We start from the raw sequence: 15,884 nt of genomic DNA on the forward strand, positions 1-15,884 counted from the left end.
GTCTATACCAGCAGGACCTTGCGGTCCTTGTGGACCAGTTTCACCTTGAATACCTTGTTCGCCTTGCGGGCCTTGTGCGCCATCAACACCATCAGTTCCGTCTGCACCAGCAGGACCTTGTGGTCCTTGTGGACCAGTTTCACCTTGAATACCTTGTTCGCCTTGCGGGCCTTGTGCGCCATCAACACCATTAGTTCCGTCTGCACCAGCAGGACCTTGTGGTCCTTGTGGTCCAGTTTCACCTTGAATACCTTGTTCGCCTTGCGGACCTTGTACACCATCAACACCATCAGTTCCGTCTGCACCAGCAGGACCTTGCGGACCAACAATACCTACTGTAGTAGATATGTTGTTTTCATTTGTGTATGTAACGGTACCATCTCCATTATCTTCTAGAGTTGTTATTGTTTCCTGAATAGAAGTTTGTGTGCCATTTCCAGAAAGATGATTCGCTATAGGATTTCCATTTGTAACAATTTGGTTAACTTCTGAAGATAATGATGATAAATCTGTAATAATAGTTCCTCCTGCATCAGTTAATTCTAAATTTGTTCCATTTAATATAACCGAATGGTTAATTTCATTTGTTGGATCTGAATCGGCATCGTTTAGAGTTATAATTGTATTATTACCAGATTCATCTGTATAAGTAACTGTGCCATCTTCATTATTAGTTATTGCTGTTACTGTTTCGTTTGCCATTACGTCTACACATAGACTATTCCATGAATCATTATTATACTGAAAGAGGCAATCTTCATCTGTATTATAAATTATTGCACCTTCAAGTGGAGTAATTGCATCCATTTGTAACGTTGTAATTCTTGTTACAACTAAGGTTTTAGTGGTACTCTCAAGCTCTAGAACAGAGCTATTATTAATATTTTGTGGGTTTTCTCCTATTTTTACTTGTGAAAATAGGGTTGAAGTAGTCAAAAAGACTAGCAATAGTAGGTAGTTTTTCATGATGAAGCTTTTGTTCAAAAATAATATATGTGACAAGATTTACGTAAAAAACGAGATTACGGGTTTGTTTTATCGATAAAAAGCATAAAAAATCGACAAAAAGCATAAAAAAATATTAATAAATAGTAGCGTAATTGAAGTTATTTACTAAATTTGCATCCGGAAATGCGAGAGTAGCTCAGTTGGTAGAGCGTCAGCCTTCCAAGCTGAATGTCGCCAGTTCGAACCTGGTCTCTCGCTCAAAGAAAGCTTCATCTAACAGATGAAGCTTTTTTATTTTAGTTCATTTAGATAAGTATTTGTTTCAATTTCATAAGGTTCTGTGTCATATTCAAATACTCTTGCTTGATGTTCACCTTTTAATTGTATACTTTCTCCAGAGACTTTGATGTAACTTCCTTCTCGTAATCCTATTACAGGTTGCGTATTAAATTTATGAAATTCTTGAATACGTGTTTCGCGGGTTTCTCCCATATGTTTGCTACCTTCAATAGGATCTAAATAATGAGGGTTAATATTGAATGGTACAAAACTTAAAGTTTTAAAACTTGGTGGGTATACAATTGGCATATCATTAGTAGTACCCATAGATAGACCGCAAATATTACTACCTGCACTTGTGCCTAAATAGGGAGTACCGCTAGTTACAATTTCTTTTAAAATATTTATGCAGTCGTTTTTGTAGAGGTTATTAACTAAAACAAAAGTGTTTCCGCCTCCAACATAAATGCCTTTAGCTTCTTGTATCGCTTGTTTTGGGTTTTTAAAAGTATGTATTCCCTTTATAGTTTTATTGATTTTAGAAAATGCATCACTTATTTTGTTGGTATAATCATCATGAGAAATTCCTCCAGGTCTTGCATAAGGAATAAATAAAATTTCAGAAACATCTTTAAACAAGTGTTCTATTTCATTTAATAAATACTCTAATGGCTTTCCGTTATAGAGTGTAGAAGTGCTTGCAATTATAATGTTTTTCATTTTATAAATTTTAATCGTAAATTTATATAAACTAAGTTTTTAACAAAAATTTAAAAGCATTTTTAATTTTATTTAAGGATTGATAGACGTTATTTACATAACAAAACCAATTACGCATGAAACAGACTTTACTTTTCTTTTTTCTTCTAGTTTCAATTTTAAACATGCAAGCTCAAAATACTAAGCGAGTTGAGGTTAATGGTCAAATTATTGTTGCTGTTGAGGACTTAGAGAATGTAACTGTTTTTAACGAATCATCTAATAAAGGAGTAATTACAGACTCTTTGGGAAGATTTAAAGTTAAAGTTGCTTTAAATGATGAGATTCAAGTATCTGCAATTCAACTTAAACCATTTAAAACATACATAACACAAAAAGTTTTAGATTCTAAAAAATTAACTATTTATTTAAATGAACAAATAAATACTTTAGATGAGGTTGTATTACTGCAGTATGATTTAACAGGTATATTAGAAGGTGATATAGTTAATACAAAAGTTGTAAAACCAATACAAATGTTTGATTTAGGAGATGTTGAAAATCTTGAAGTTACAGATGATCATCATTCAAAAGTTGATAATATTGCAATAGGAAATCAAAACGATCGTATAAGGTATCAAGCAGATGGTATGGCAATTTTAGGATTACTAGTAAATGCTATTTTTAAAACAAAAAATAAAAAAAATAAAAAACGAATAGATAGACAAAACCGAGTAGGTAAGCGGTTTAATACACCTGTTTCAAAACTGTCTACTGTTTTTAAAAACGAATATTATACATCCAACTACAATATACCAGAAGATAAAGTTAATGCATTTATAATCTATCTGGAAAATTCTAATTTTAATTACTCACTTTTAGAACCTACTAAAGAAATAGAACTTATAGATTATTTACATCTTAAGAGCAAAGAATTTTTAACAGCAACAAGTGGAAAAGAATAAATTTTATAAATATGCTTGTATAGCTGTTTTTCTATTATTAGGTGTTTTTTTAAACGCACAATCTGTAACATTATTCGGAAAAATTCAAGCCGAAGATAATCTTGAAAATATCCATGTAGCAAACATTAATAAAAACACATATACCACCACAAATGCTTTAGGGATTTTTAAAATTGAAGCTCAAAAAAACGATACTTTATCTGTAACTTCAATACAATATCAACCAGCAACAATTATTATAACTCAAACAAATATTAACGATAAAAGTATTCAAATTACATTAGCAGAGCAGATAAATGAATTACAAGAAGTAATAGTTGGAAATATATTAAGCGGTAATCTAGAGCAAGATATTAATAGCTCTAAAGCCAAACCAAAAATTAATTTTTATAACGTAGGTATTCCTGGTTACGAAGGGAAACCTAAAACACACAGCGAAATACAATTAAACGAGGCGACAACTGGTGGTTTTATACCTTTAAACCCAATTTTAAACGCTATCTCAGGAAGAACAAAAATGCTAAAAAAACGAATAGCCTTAGAGGCAAACACAGCTCTAATGTATAGTTTGAAATCTAGATTGTCTGAAGATTTTTTTAGCAATAATCCTTTAGAAGAAGACAAGAGAATGGACTTTTTTTATTTTTGTGCAGAAGATAAAGATTTCGAAAAACATTGCTCAAAAAGCGATTTAGAAGCACTCGCATTTATGAAAAAAAAGTATATAAAATATAAAGAAAATTTGGCCTCAAAAGAATGAAACCAATTTTTATGGAATACTTTTTGACTCCTTTCACTATGTTTGCAAACGAAATTATATAATATGAAATTCTTAAAAATAATATTGGCCGTAGCCTTAATCTCATCATTGGCATTTACAGCAGTACATAAATACTATGTGAGTATCACTAAAATAGAATATGTAAAAGAAAAAAAATCGGTTCAAATTATAACTCGAATTTTTATTGATGATTTTGAAAGACTTCTTCGCGAACGTTATGACGACACTATTATTTTGGCATCAAATCAAGACGAAACACAAATAGATCGTTACATAGAAAAATATGTGTTATCTAGATTTAAAATTTCAATAAACGGAAAATTAGTTTCAGTACAATTTATAGGTAAAGAATATGATGAAGATGTTGTACAATGTTACTTAGAAGTTGAAAATATTGAAGCGATCAAATCTTTCGAAATTGAAAACAAAATACTTTTTGATGTTTTTAGTGACCAAAAAAATATAGTAAGAACTCATATTAATGGTAAACATAAATCTTTCATTTTAATTCCAGAAAAACATAAAGGAATGTTAAACTTCTAATAAAATAGAATGTAAAATTCTTAAAAATTGTTAATTTCAGCCCTCAATATCCGAAAAAAACAATTTCTAAATGAACAATCTAAAGTATTACGTGCTTTCAGCACTCTTTATTACAGTTGGTGTTTTTGCACAGCAAGATAAAGAAAAACAAGAGCCTGTTCAGGGCCACACAAACAACAACAAATTTAAACAACTTTACGAGGAGTTTTCATCTCCAAACATGTATCGTGCAGCCTCTGGTGCTCCAGGTTCAGCTTATTATCAGCAACAAGCAGATTATAAAATGGATTTAGAATTAGACGATGTTAATGCTCGTTTATCTGGTTTCGAAACAATTACATATACAAACAACTCTCCAGATGTACTTAATTATTTATGGGTACAGTTAGACCAAAACATGAGAGCAAGAGACTCTAAAACCCCACTTATTCAAGGTAGTGGTATTGCACCTGCTCAACAAGCATCAAGCTTTGCAGATGCTTACATGACAGAAGGTTTTGATGGAGGTTTCAAAATAGAAGAAGTAAAAGACACTAACGGTAATGCATTACCACACATGATTAATCGTACAATGATGCGTGTAGAAATGCCAAAACCATTAGCTTCTGGAGATAAATTTTCTTTTTCAATAAAATGGTGGTACAACATTAACGATCACGTTAATGGTCGTGGCCGTTCTGGTTACGAATACTTTAAAGAAGACGATAACAGAAACTATGTAATCGCTCAATTTTATCCAAGAATGGCAGTTTATAATGATGTTGAAGGTTGGCAAAACTCTCAGTTTTGGGGACGTGATGAATTTGCATTGCCTTTCGGAGATTTTGATGTAAATATTACAGTACCAGCAGATCACATACTTGATGGTACAGGTGTACTTACAAATAGAAAAGAAGTATACTCAAAAGAAATGATGAAGCGTTTTGAAAAAGCTAAAAAATCTTTTGATGAACCTGTTGTAATTGTTACTCAAGCTGAAGCAGAAGCCGCAGAAAAAACAAAGTCTACTAAGAAAAAAACATGGAAATTAAGTGCGAAAAATGTACGTGATTTTGGTTTTGCAACTTCTAGACGTTATATATTAGATATGATGGCTGTAGATATTAATGGCTCTACTAAAATGGCGGTATCTATGTACCCTAAAGAAGGAAACCCATTATGGGAACAATGGTCTACAAAAGCAGTTGCTAGTACATTAAAGTCTTATTCTCGTATGACTTTCGATTACCCTTATCACAAAGCCATTTCTGTACATGCAAAGCAACAAGGTATGGAATACCCAATGATTTGCTGGAACTATGGACGTCCAGATAAAGATGGAAATTATAGTGACCGTACTAAATTTGGTATGATGTCTGTAATTATTCACGAAGTGGGACACAACTTTTTCCCAATGATTGTAAATAGTGATGAGCGTCAATGGACATGGATGGATGAAGGTTTAAATACTTTTGTACAATATGTAGCAGAGCAAGATTTTGGAAAATGGTATCCAGATGCGTTATCAGAAGGTCAAACAGCATATCCTTCACGTCGTGGACCAGCAAAAAATATTACACGTTACATGGGTGGCGATCAAAACTTTATTGCACCAATAATGACAAAAGGATTAAATACATACCAATTTGGTAACAATGCATATGGTAAACCAGGTACAGCCTTAAATATTTTAAGAGAAACGGTAATGGGACCAGAACTATTTGATTATGCATTTAGAGAATACTCTCAACGTTGGATGTTTAAACACCCAACGCCAGAAGATTTTTTCCGCACAATGGAAGATGCATCTGCATTTGATTTAGATTGGTTTTGGAGAGGTTGGTTTTATACAACAGACTTCGTTGATATAGGAGTAAAAGATGTAAAAAAGTTTTACGTATCAAAAGAACCTACACAGCAAGTTAAAGATATGGCTAAATCTCGTGGTATGAAATTAAGCGATTTACCACCATTAGTATTTATGGTTGAAGAAGGTAGTGAAGATTATAAAGCTGAAATGAAAACCGGTAAATTATTAGACAATGCACCATCTTTAAAAGAGTATGTAATGGATAACTTTACTGCAGCAGAAAGAGCAAAAATGAAAGAACCAAAATTCTTTTACAATGTAACTTTTGAAAAACCAGGTGGTTTAGTAATGCCAATTATTGTAGAGTATACTTATTCAGATGGTACATCTAAAACTGAAACTTATCCTGCACAAATCTGGAGATTAAACGATAAAGAAGCTACAAAAGCAATAGCTTCAGATAAAGAAATTGTAAAAATCACAGTAGACCCAAATTTAGAAACAGCAGATGTTGATACTTCTAATAACTCTTGGCCAAGAGAAGTAAAAGAAGGAGAATTTGATAAATTTAAGAATAAAACAAAAAATTAATATTTAATTTTTTAATAATAAAAAACAGTCTGTTCGTAATGAACAGGCTTTTTTTTTATTAAATTCTTAAAAATTTGGCACAATTAAAACATTTTTTTCTTTTATGCTATTTTCTTACATTAGCTTTCATTAAAAACTAATCAAACTAAAATAATATGGATTCAATTATGATTTATTTGCCAATAGCATTGGCTGTACTAGGCTTAATTTACATGTTTGTTAAGCAAAAATGGGTGATGAAGCAAGATGCAGGAGATGGAAAAATGAAAGAAATTTCAGACCACATCTACGAAGGTGCTTTAGCCTTTTTAAGTGCAGAATATAAATTGTTAACTGGATTTGTAGTAATTGTGAGTTTACTCTTAGCTATTGTTGCATTTATTGTACCAACAACACATTGGTTAATTGTTGTCGCTTTTATCTTTGGTGCTATATTTTCAGCTTTTGCCGGTAATATAGGTATGAAAATAGCAACAAAAACAAATGTAAGAACAACTCAGGCAGCAAGAACAAGTTTACCCAAAGCATTAAACATATCTTTTGGAGGAGGAACAGTAATGGGACTTGGTGTTGCAGGTTTAGCAGTATTAGGTTTAACAGCATTTTTTATATTTTTCTTTCACTTTTTTATGGGTGGTGTTTGGACTAATACCATGGATATGACTATTGTTCTAGAAACCCTAGCAGGTTTCTCTTTAGGAGCAGAATCTATTGCCTTGTTTGCACGTGTTGGTGGTGGTATTTATACTAAAGCAGCAGATGTTGGTGCAGATTTAGTAGGTAAAGTAGAAGCAGGAATTCCAGAAGATGACCCAAGAAATCCAGCAACTATTGCAGATAATGTAGGTGATAATGTAGGTGATGTTGCAGGAATGGGAGCAGATTTATTTGGCTCTTACGTAGCAACGGTTCTTGCAGCTATGGTACTTGGTAACTATGTAATTAAAGATATGGGAGGAAATATTGGTGATGCCTTTGGAGGAATTGGTCCAATTTTATTACCTATGGCAATTGCAGGTGTGGGAATTATTATATCTATAATAGGTACTTTACTAGTTAAAATTAGTAATAATGATGCAAAAGAAGCTCAAGTAATGGGCGCTTTAAATAAAGGGAATTGGACATCTATAATTCTAGTAGCATTAGCATGTTTTGGCCTTTGTAAATATATGTTGCCAGAAACAATGACAATGGCGTTTTTTGGTGAAGGAAAAATAGAAATATCATCTATGCGTGTATTTTATGCCACTTTAGTTGGTTTGGTAGTAGGAGCTGTAATTTCTTCGGTTACAGAATACTATACAGGATTAGGAAAAAAACCAATTTTAAAAATAGTACAGCAATCTTCAACAGGAGCAGGAACAAATATAATTGCAGGTCTAGCAACAGGAATGATTTCTACATTTCCATCGGTTATTTTATTTGCAGGTGCAATTTGGGCTTCTTATGCATTCGCAGGATTTTACGGTGTTGCTTTAGCAGCTTCTGCAATGATGGCTACAACAGCTATGCAATTAGCTATCGATGCTTTTGGGCCAATATCAGATAATGCAGGTGGTATTGCCGAAATGAGTGAGCAAGAACCAATAGTTAGAGAACGTACAGATATTTTAGATTCTGTTGGGAATACTACAGCTGCAACAGGAAAAGGATTTGCTATTGCTTCGGCAGCATTAACATCATTGGCTTTATTTGCTGCTTACGTAACATTTACAGGTATAGATGGAATAAATATTTTTAAAGCACCTGTATTAGCTATGCTATTTGTAGGTGGTATGGTACCAGTAGTGTTTTCTGCATTAGCAATGAATGCAGTAGGAAAAGCAGCAATGGAAATGGTTCAAGAAGTACGTCGTCAATTTCGAGACATTCCAGGAATAATGGAAGGAACAGGAAAACCAGAATACGATAAATGTGTTGCGATTTCAACAAAAGCATCTTTAAAAGAAATGATGTTACCAGGTTTATTAACCATAGGTTTTCCATTAGTAATTGCTTTTTTACCAATGTTATTTGGTATGGAGCATAAAGCTATTGCCGAGATGCTTGGTGGTTATATGGCTGGAGTAACAGTTTCTGGAGTACTTTGGGCAATCTTTCAAAACAATGCTGGTGGTGCTTGGGATAATGCTAAAAAGTCGTTTGAAGCTGGAGTAGAAATTAATGGAGAAATGACTTATAAAGGATCAGAAGCTCATAAAGCTGCCGTAACTGGAGATACTGTTGGAGATCCTTTTAAAGATACTTCTGGACCATCAATGAATATTTTAATAAAATTAACTTGCCTTATAGGTTTAGTGGTAGCTCCAATTTTAGGTGGTCATACAGAAGAAGGTTATGCCGCAGTTACTAAAGAAATTTCAGTAGAAAATAATATTACTATTAATAACGATAATGCTGAAGCAACAATTACCTATACTGCTATTGTAAATGGAGAAGAAGTAACAAAAAAAGAAACTTTTACAGGTACAAAAGCTCAAGTAGAATCAAAATTAAAAGCATTTGAAGCAGCCAATGATATTGCTAGAGATGAGAATATTAAAACTATCGAAAAAATAGAAATTAATAAAAGCTAAAGTCTATTTATATTTTATTTAAGAAACCTGCTAATTTAATTAGCAGGTTTTTTTGTTATTTTACAGTTGTTAACACGACAAATTTTTCATGGGAATATTTAAAAAAGATCCACTTCAAATTATTGCTTTTCAAAGCTATGGTACAAACACACATTTTTACGCTAGAGGTAGAGCGCTTGAAGACGAATCTATAGATTTAGAATCACAAAAAATTCTTCACTTAGCTATAAACGCCTGGAAACGTTTTGAAACCGATGAGATTGCTAATGTTGCAGTTAAAATAACACTGCCAAACAACAAAGTTTTAAATGCTATTACAGATAATGATGGTTATTTTAAAATTGAAGAAAACCTTGAAAACTTAAGAGATTTATGTAATAGTGAAGGTTGGCTACCGTTTACATTATCTTACAACGATGTAAACATTCAGCGTACAATAACTAACGATAATAAGTTTCCAGGAGAAATACTTATACCGGCTAGTAATGCTCAATTTGGTGTTGCAAGTGATATAGATGATACTATTTTGCACACAGGAGTTGTTTCAACATTAAAATGGCGTGTAATTTATAATTCACTATTTAAAAATGCGAAAAGTAGATTGCCTTTAAAAGGTGCTGCAGAATTCTACCATATGTTGCATCGTGGCGTTTCTGGAGAAAACGCTAATCCTATATTTTATGTAAGTCATAGTCCATGGAACTTGTATAGATATCTTGAGTTGTTTTTAAAGCAGAATAACTTTCCTAAAGGACCAATTTTATTAAGAAGTTTAAGTAACTTTTTAAAAAAGAAAGGCCCAAATGAGAAGCCTCAAAAGCAAAAAGAGATTTTAAATTTATTAAAAACCTTTCCTAATTTGCCTTTTATTTTAATAGGAGATAGTGGAGAACATGATCCCGATATTTATATAGAAATAGCTGAAAAATTTCCAGATAGAATTCTAGCAATTTATTTACGAAGCGTTAAACATAAAAAGCGAATGCTAAGAGTAAAAGGTTTGTTAGAGCATTACAAGACAACACCAGCATTAATGGTTGAAAATAGCGCTCAAGCTATAGAACATGCTAGAGAAAACGGATTTATTGTTTAGACGTTTTAAAGAATACGTAAGTAAAAAATAAGAAAAAAATAAAATCGTTTACACCATAAATAGTATAAAAAACACCTGCTAAAGTGTCTAGCTTATACACTATAGATAAGTCGTTTTTTAATAACCAATTAAACCATATAAAGGCATAGATTATCTTCTCTAAGGCAAATACTCCAACTAACCACTTTAGTGTTTTGTGTTTTTTATTTACCGCAATGTAGGCAAGTCCCCAAACCATAATCATAAGTAACCCGAAATTAGACATTACTTCTGGTTGCGTGTCATTTATAACTTGATTAGTAAACAATTTAGAAAAAATAGGTACTGCTGTAATATTTGCTAATCCAGCTGCAATAAAACCTTTAGATATGTTACTCTCGCTTATCATTAATTAAAATAGTGGTATGTTTCTAATTGAGATTGTAAAGGTTTGTTATTATTTTTTACATACTCGTTTTTTTGTTCTGCATCAATAATTCTAGCTTTAACATTATCTGCCAGTTGTAGTTCTAAAATATCTTTTACAATTTTAAAATTGTCAGGATCCAATACTGGAGCGATAACTTCTATACGGTGACTTAAATTTCTTGTCATCCAATCTGCAGAACCTATAAACAATCTTTCATCTCCATTATTGCCAAATAAATATACGCGACCATGTTCTAAAAACCTATCTACAATACTTGTAACAGTTATATTTTCACTTTGGTGCTTTACACCTGGAATAAGGCTGCAAATACCTCTAATTAATAACCTAATTTTAACACCTGCATTACTCGCTTTGTAAAGTAGTTTAATCATTTTTTTATCTTCCAGACTATTCATTTTTAAAATAATATAGGCTTCCTTTCCTGCATGAGCATAAGCAATCTCACGCTCTACCATTGCAGAGAATTTGTGTCTAGAAGTAAATGGTGATATTAGTAGTTTTTTAGCTTTAGGTACAATTAAAACGCCTTCAAGTACTAAAAATACTCTATTTAGCTCTTTGTTTATTTTAGTGTTAGATGTCATTAAACCAAAATCTGTATAGAGTTTTGCTGTGTTTTCATTAAAATTTCCTGTTCCAATGTAGCAGTAGCGCTTAGTTGTATTATTTACTTCTCTTTCTATGTATAGTATTTTAGAGTGTACTTTTATTCCTGGATAACTGTAAATAACTTTAGCGCCATTTTCTTTAAAAATGTTTCCCCATTTAAGGTTGTTTTTTTCATCAAAACGCGCTTTAGCTTCAATAAAAATAACAACTTCTTTACCATTTTTTGCAGCATTGGCAATAGCTCTATTTAATCGTGAATCTTTAGCAACTCGATAAAGTGTCATTTTTATAGTAGTGACTTTGGGATCGGCTGCGGCTTCTTCAATTAATTTAATTACAGGTTCAAAAGATTGATAAGGATAATGTATTAGTCGATCTTTTTCATCAATGGCTTTAAACATTGATGTGTGTGTGTTAAGTAAAGGATGAGCTTTTGGAGGTAAAACTTTATTTGATAATGTCTTGTTTGCTGGATTAGGAAATGAAAAAAAATCTTTAAAATTATGATGCTGTCCACCTAAAATAATATCAGCATTTGTGACATCTAATGTGTCTTTAATTATAGTTTGAAGCGTTTCGGGCATTTTAGAATCTATTAAAATTCTTGTTGCTTGTCCTGTTTCTCTTTTTGGTAACGACTGTTTAATTTTTTGCATTAAATTTCCAGAAAACTCATCTTCAATATATAGCTCTGCATCTCGAGAGACTTTTAATTCGTAGTAATTTAAATTAAAATTATTGTGTTTTAGTTTTAAATTATATTTTAAAATATCATCTATAAATGTAATGTAGTGTTTTCCATTTTCGGTTGGAAATACAAAAAAACGATCTTCATCTTCTGGTATTGCTACTATTTCAAAAGTGTTTTTATCTAATAGTGTGGTAAGGTAAAGTGCTTCGTTTTCAACAAAAATCGAATCTTTATTTTTAATAGCATACGTTTCGGTTTTAAGTTTTGACTTAAGTTTTTTATTATAGAAAGCTTTAGCTATTTCTTTTTGTGAGGCACTAAAATCTTCAGCATTAATTAAAAAAATGTTTTCTTGTTGTAATGCAGGTATAATATCTCCAACAAATATGCGCCCAAATTCTTCTTGTTGTAAGTGAACTTGTTTTTTAATTTCTTTTAAAACCTTATTTGGTTTGGTAATTAACTTTTTGCGTAGAGGCTTTTCTAAATCTTTTATCTGCCTTATGTCTGAAACGCGTACCTTAAAAAACTCATCTAGGTTAGATGAGTAAATGGCTAAAAACTTTATACGTTCGTATAATAGGTTTCTGTCATCTTGTGCTTCTTGTAATACACGATGATTGAAACGCAACCATGATAGGTCTCTGTGGTAATACTTTGAATTGTAAAGGGATGCCATATGTAGTTGTTTCTACAAAATAAAGGCATTTTTATTCAAATTATGTGAGAAGAATGTTAAGTTTGATTTAAAATAGACCGTTTATTTCTGCATCTATTTTGTTAAGTATAAAGCCTAAGTCTTCTGGATTGTCTACAAAGTCTAAATTATCTACGTCTATAATAAGTAATTTACCTTTGTTGTAGCCATGTATCCAAGCCTCATAACGCTCATTTAATCTACTTAAATAATCTATACTAATAGAGTTTTCATAATCACGACCACGTTTGTGTATTTGTGATACTAAATTAGAGATAGAGCTGCGTAAATAAATTAATAAATCTGGACCTTGTACAAAACCTTCCATAAGTTCAAATAGCGAAGAGTAGTTTTCAAAATCTCTATTTGTCATTAATCCCATAGCGTGTAAATTGGGAGCAAAAATATGAGCGTCTTCGTATATGGTACGGTCTTGAATTATTTCTTTTCCGCTTTCACGAATTTGAGCTACTTGGCGAAATCTACTGTTTAAAAAGTAAACTTGAAGGTTAAAACTCCAACGTTCCATTTGGTTATAGAAATCATCTAAATAAGGGTTGTCTACTACGTCTTCTAATTGTGCTTCCCACTTATAATGTTTAGCTAATAATTTTGTGAGCGTAGTTTTTCCAGCTCCAATGTTTCCGGCAATGGCAACGTGCATATTATTTAATTTTTAATTGATATTGGTGGAGAAATCCGCCGGTGTAAATATAAATGATTTGATTGGTTACCAAAAACTGACTTATTAACAAATTTTGAATGTCTATAGTTTGTATAGTATTTGTGTTTTTATCTAAAAAATAAAGGGTGTTTTCTTTTTTTAAAATAATATTTTCGTTTGTTTCTTTTATTTGTGTGTAGCCGTTATTTGGTAATTTTGACACTAAGCTTCCAAAATAATTGTATTTATATATGTGATTTTTAGTGAGTAACCAACAAGAGTTATAGTTGCTAGCCAAATCTAAAACATTACTTGTAATGGGTAATGTTTTTGCACGAACAGTATTTGTTTTATAATCGTATAATTCTAGTTGCATTAAATCTTGATTAAAAATCCAGATTGTATTATCGCTTCCTGTAGCTATATATGATACATTTTTATAAGGTTTGGTGAGATTAAAATCTATTTTAAAGATTTCTGCTAACCTATTGTCTAAAATTATTACGGTATTAAATGACTTATAAAAAACATTTATTTTTAAAGGATTAAAGCTATTTGCAGATGTAATTTCTCCAAGTTGTAAATTACTATATTTTAAAATTTCTCCTTCTTTGTTTTTTATTAATGTATTGTTTTTTGTGTAAATACTTGTATTAAAATTATCTATTCCAATAATAGAGTCGGCTTGAATTTCAGTTTTTAAAAGAAGTTTAGTTTTAATATTTTCCTGAGAAAAAACTAAAATTGAAAACAGAAAGAAAATATATTTTATGTATTTCATTATAAGTCGAAAAATACAAAAATAGTAGCATTATATATAAACAAAAAGCACCTTAAAATTTTTAAGGTGCTTTTGTGCAAATTTGTATTTTTAGAAAGACTATTTTTTAAGTATTTTAAAGTTGGTTGATTGGTTTCCAGATTGTACTGTTACAATGTAGATTCCAGATTCAATATCTATTAAGTTTAAAGAAACCAATTGGTTTGATGTTTCTTTTCTTATAATTGCCTTACCTAATATATCATGAACAGTAATATTGTCTATATTTTTGTTGTATTTTATATTAAGAACATCATTTACAGGATTTGGATAGTAACTTAAGTTATTTAAATCGAACTCATCAACGCTTAATGATGTGCTGTCATAGGCCGAAATTCTAAATTTTCCAAATTGGTATGCCCAACCCCAAACTCTTATAATAACAGTTTCTCCTGGAGTTTTATTTATAAATGATATTCCAGCAAACGGGTTTCCACCAATTTCAAATTGGTTATTGCAATAAGCAGTACCATTATTTGGTGGAGGAATATTATAATAAAAAGGAATTAAAGTACTTGTACCACAAGACCCAGTATAGGTTTCCATAGCCGTATCATTTAAATATGTTTCTGTCGATTCTGCTCTTGTTTCAATAGTAAAATTACCAGAAGCAGGAACAACGACGCTAAACCAAACATCTTTACCGTATATTCCAAAATCAGATAATGTACCACAGTTTGGGAAGTTTGAGTTTCCAGAATTAACAGTTGCAGATGTTGTTGTTGCAGTAATAAAATTATCTTCAAAAGTTTGACCAACCGTTAGTGCTATAGGGTTGTTGCAGTCATCGTTAGATGGTGCTGGAGGCGATTTGTATGCGCATAGCTCAAAATAAACAGCTTGTGACGATTGTGAAGATGTTACACTTATATAATAAGTATTTCCAGCAGTTAAATCTGCTAACACAATATCTTCACATTGTAAAGTAGGAGATGTTGTAGTTTCAGCTATGGCATTTAAATAACCAGGTGTTCCAGTATATATACCAATGTACAAAGGTGTTGCGCCGTTTACAAGGTCTGCTTTAAATGTGTACTCTGCAGTTTCAGGTGCTGTAAAACTATACCATACATCTGGATTAGAGGTGCTGCAAATAGATTCGAATGTATATGAGGCGCTTGCTGTATAACCTATAGATGAATTTTCACAAATTTCAAAAGTTGACTCTAAAAGTGTAGTCGCACTGTCTGGTTCATCATTAGTTGGAGGATCTGGAAATGCATAGACACACAAACGGTATTGTGTAGTTGCAGTTATACCTCTGGTATTTATATAATATGTTTGTCCACTATTTAAAGCATTGCTGTAGTATCTGGTAGCACAACCAGTTATACTTGTTAGGTTTCCAGGTGTTCCAGTATAAATACCAATTCTTATAGAAGTTGTACTACTAGCATTTAATGCTTCAATTTCAATAGAATAGGTTTTTGTTTCTGTAGGTGTAAAGCTATACCACGAATCAATCCAGTTATCATATCCAGCGCAAGTAAATTCATCAGATTTAGTAAAACCTTGAAAGTCGCCTGTTTCAGCATTTTCACAATTATAGGTTTGAGATAATTGAATTGGTGTTGCACCAATAGCTTCATCTGTTTGTGCATTTATGGTAAACGAGAATGCAACAGCTAAAATTAGAAGTAATCTTTTAGTCATGATATTTGTTGTTTTGTGTGTTACAAATTTTAAAAATATAGAGCAAAGAAAGTGAC

12 protein-coding genes, 1 tRNA gene and 1 pseudogene are annotated in these 15,884 nt (G+C 31.6%); 7 read left to right on the plus strand and 7 right to left on the minus strand.

Annotated features, from left to right (window positions below; all coding sequences use genetic code 11):
* Nucleotides 1-966, minus strand: a pseudogene (locus BM549_RS08690) (hypothetical protein); the annotation flags it as partial.
* 167 nt (nucleotides 967-1,133) lie between these two features.
* On the opposite strand from BM549_RS08690, the gene BM549_RS08695 reads away from it, so the two are divergent.
* Nucleotides 1,134-1,206, plus strand: a tRNA-Gly gene (locus tag BM549_RS08695).
* 33 nt (nucleotides 1,207-1,239) lie between these two features.
* Here the strand turns inward: BM549_RS08695 and pepE are convergent.
* Nucleotides 1,240-1,947, minus strand: a complete 708-nt coding sequence (gene pepE / locus BM549_RS08700; protein WP_290469918.1) for a dipeptidase PepE — start codon at nucleotides 1,945-1,947, stop codon at nucleotides 1,240-1,242.
* Between the two features lie 116 nt (nucleotides 1,948-2,063).
* On the opposite strand from pepE, the gene BM549_RS08705 reads away from it, so the two are divergent.
* From BM549_RS08705 to BM549_RS08730, 6 genes are all read left to right on the plus strand, one after another.
* Nucleotides 2,064-2,891, plus strand: coding sequence for a carboxypeptidase-like regulatory domain-containing protein (locus BM549_RS08705; protein ID WP_290469919.1), 828 nt, complete (start codon nucleotides 2,064-2,066; stop codon nucleotides 2,889-2,891).
* Nucleotides 2,878-3,651, plus strand: coding sequence for a carboxypeptidase-like regulatory domain-containing protein (locus BM549_RS08710; RefSeq protein ID WP_290469920.1), 774 nt, complete (start codon nucleotides 2,878-2,880; stop codon nucleotides 3,649-3,651). The genes BM549_RS08705 and BM549_RS08710 overlap by 14 nt, the downstream gene beginning before the upstream one ends.
* Before the next feature lie 63 nt (nucleotides 3,652-3,714).
* Nucleotides 3,715-4,215 carry a DUF6702 family protein gene (locus BM549_RS08715; protein ID WP_290469921.1) on the plus strand — a complete coding sequence of 167 codons (501 nt, stop codon included), beginning with the start codon at nucleotides 3,715-3,717 and terminating at the stop codon, nucleotides 4,213-4,215.
* A 70-nt stretch (nucleotides 4,216-4,285) separates the two neighbouring features.
* Complete coding sequence (locus tag BM549_RS08720; protein WP_290469922.1) at nucleotides 4,286-6,595, plus strand: M1 family metallopeptidase; 2,310 nt, start codon at nucleotides 4,286-4,288, stop codon at nucleotides 6,593-6,595.
* Nucleotides 6,596-6,750: 155 nt separating this feature from the next.
* A complete protein-coding gene (locus tag BM549_RS08725; protein ID WP_290469923.1) occupies nucleotides 6,751-9,171 on the plus strand; it encodes a sodium-translocating pyrophosphatase in 2,421 nt (806 codons plus the stop codon).
* Nucleotides 9,172-9,259: 88 nt separating this feature from the next.
* Complete coding sequence (locus tag BM549_RS08730) at nucleotides 9,260-10,264, plus strand: App1 family protein (RefSeq protein ID WP_013869115.1); 1,005 nt, start codon at nucleotides 9,260-9,262, stop codon at nucleotides 10,262-10,264.
* Here the strand turns inward: BM549_RS08730 and BM549_RS08735 are convergent.
* The 5 genes from BM549_RS08735 to BM549_RS08755 form a co-directional block, all read right to left on the minus strand.
* On the minus strand, nucleotides 10,254-10,652 hold the full coding sequence (locus BM549_RS08735) for a hypothetical protein (protein ID WP_290469924.1): 399 nt from the start codon (nucleotides 10,650-10,652) through the stop codon (nucleotides 10,254-10,256). The genes BM549_RS08730 and BM549_RS08735 overlap by 11 nt on opposite strands.
* Nucleotides 10,652-12,673 carry a polyphosphate kinase 1 gene (ppk1, locus tag BM549_RS08740; protein ID WP_290469925.1) on the minus strand — a complete coding sequence of 674 codons (2,022 nt, stop codon included), beginning with the start codon at nucleotides 12,671-12,673 and terminating at the stop codon, nucleotides 10,652-10,654. Before ppk1 ends, BM549_RS08735 begins: the two co-directional genes overlap by 1 nt.
* Before the next feature lie 67 nt (nucleotides 12,674-12,740).
* Nucleotides 12,741-13,355: a deoxynucleoside kinase gene (locus tag BM549_RS08745; RefSeq protein WP_013869112.1), complete on the minus strand. Its 615-nt coding sequence runs from the start codon at nucleotides 13,353-13,355 to the stop codon at nucleotides 12,741-12,743.
* Between the two features lies 1 nt (nucleotide 13,356).
* Nucleotides 13,357-14,136, minus strand: a complete 780-nt coding sequence (locus BM549_RS08750) for a hypothetical protein (protein WP_290469926.1) — start codon at nucleotides 14,134-14,136, stop codon at nucleotides 13,357-13,359.
* Nucleotides 14,137-14,235: 99 nt separating this feature from the next.
* On the minus strand, nucleotides 14,236-15,828 hold the full coding sequence (locus BM549_RS08755) for a T9SS type A sorting domain-containing protein (RefSeq protein WP_290469927.1): 1,593 nt from the start codon (nucleotides 15,826-15,828) through the stop codon (nucleotides 14,236-14,238).
* Nucleotides 15,829-15,884 lie beyond the last annotated feature (56 nt).

This window comes from Lacinutrix sp. MedPE-SW (assembly GCF_001874145.1).
Lineage (GTDB): Bacteria > Bacteroidota > Bacteroidia > Flavobacteriales > Flavobacteriaceae > Lacinutrix.

Coding starts and splice junctions, on each gene's coding strand:
- pepE (WP_290469918.1), bottom strand. CDS start 1,947: ATGAAAAACATTATAATTGCAAGCACTTCTACACTCTATAACGGAAAG.
- BM549_RS08755 (WP_290469927.1), bottom strand. CDS start 15,828: ATGACTAAAAGATTACTTCTAATTTTAGCTGTTGCATTCTCGTTTACC.
- BM549_RS08725 (WP_290469923.1), top strand. CDS start 6,751: ATGGATTCAATTATGATTTATTTGCCAATAGCATTGGCTGTACTAGGC.
- BM549_RS08745 (WP_013869112.1), bottom strand. CDS start 13,355: ATGCACGTTGCCATTGCCGGAAACATTGGAGCTGGAAAAACTACGCTC.
- BM549_RS08705 (WP_290469919.1), top strand. CDS start 2,064: ATGAAACAGACTTTACTTTTCTTTTTTCTTCTAGTTTCAATTTTAAAC.
- BM549_RS08720 (WP_290469922.1), top strand. CDS start 4,286: ATGAACAATCTAAAGTATTACGTGCTTTCAGCACTCTTTATTACAGTT.
- BM549_RS08750 (WP_290469926.1), bottom strand. CDS start 14,136: ATGAAATACATAAAATATATTTTCTTTCTGTTTTCAATTTTAGTTTTT.
- BM549_RS08715 (WP_290469921.1), top strand. CDS start 3,715: ATGAAATTCTTAAAAATAATATTGGCCGTAGCCTTAATCTCATCATTG.
- BM549_RS08730 (WP_013869115.1), top strand. CDS start 9,260: ATGGGAATATTTAAAAAAGATCCACTTCAAATTATTGCTTTTCAAAGC.
- ppk1 (WP_290469925.1), bottom strand. CDS start 12,673: ATGGCATCCCTTTACAATTCAAAGTATTACCACAGAGACCTATCATGG.
- BM549_RS08735 (WP_290469924.1), bottom strand. CDS start 10,652: ATGATAAGCGAGAGTAACATATCTAAAGGTTTTATTGCAGCTGGATTA.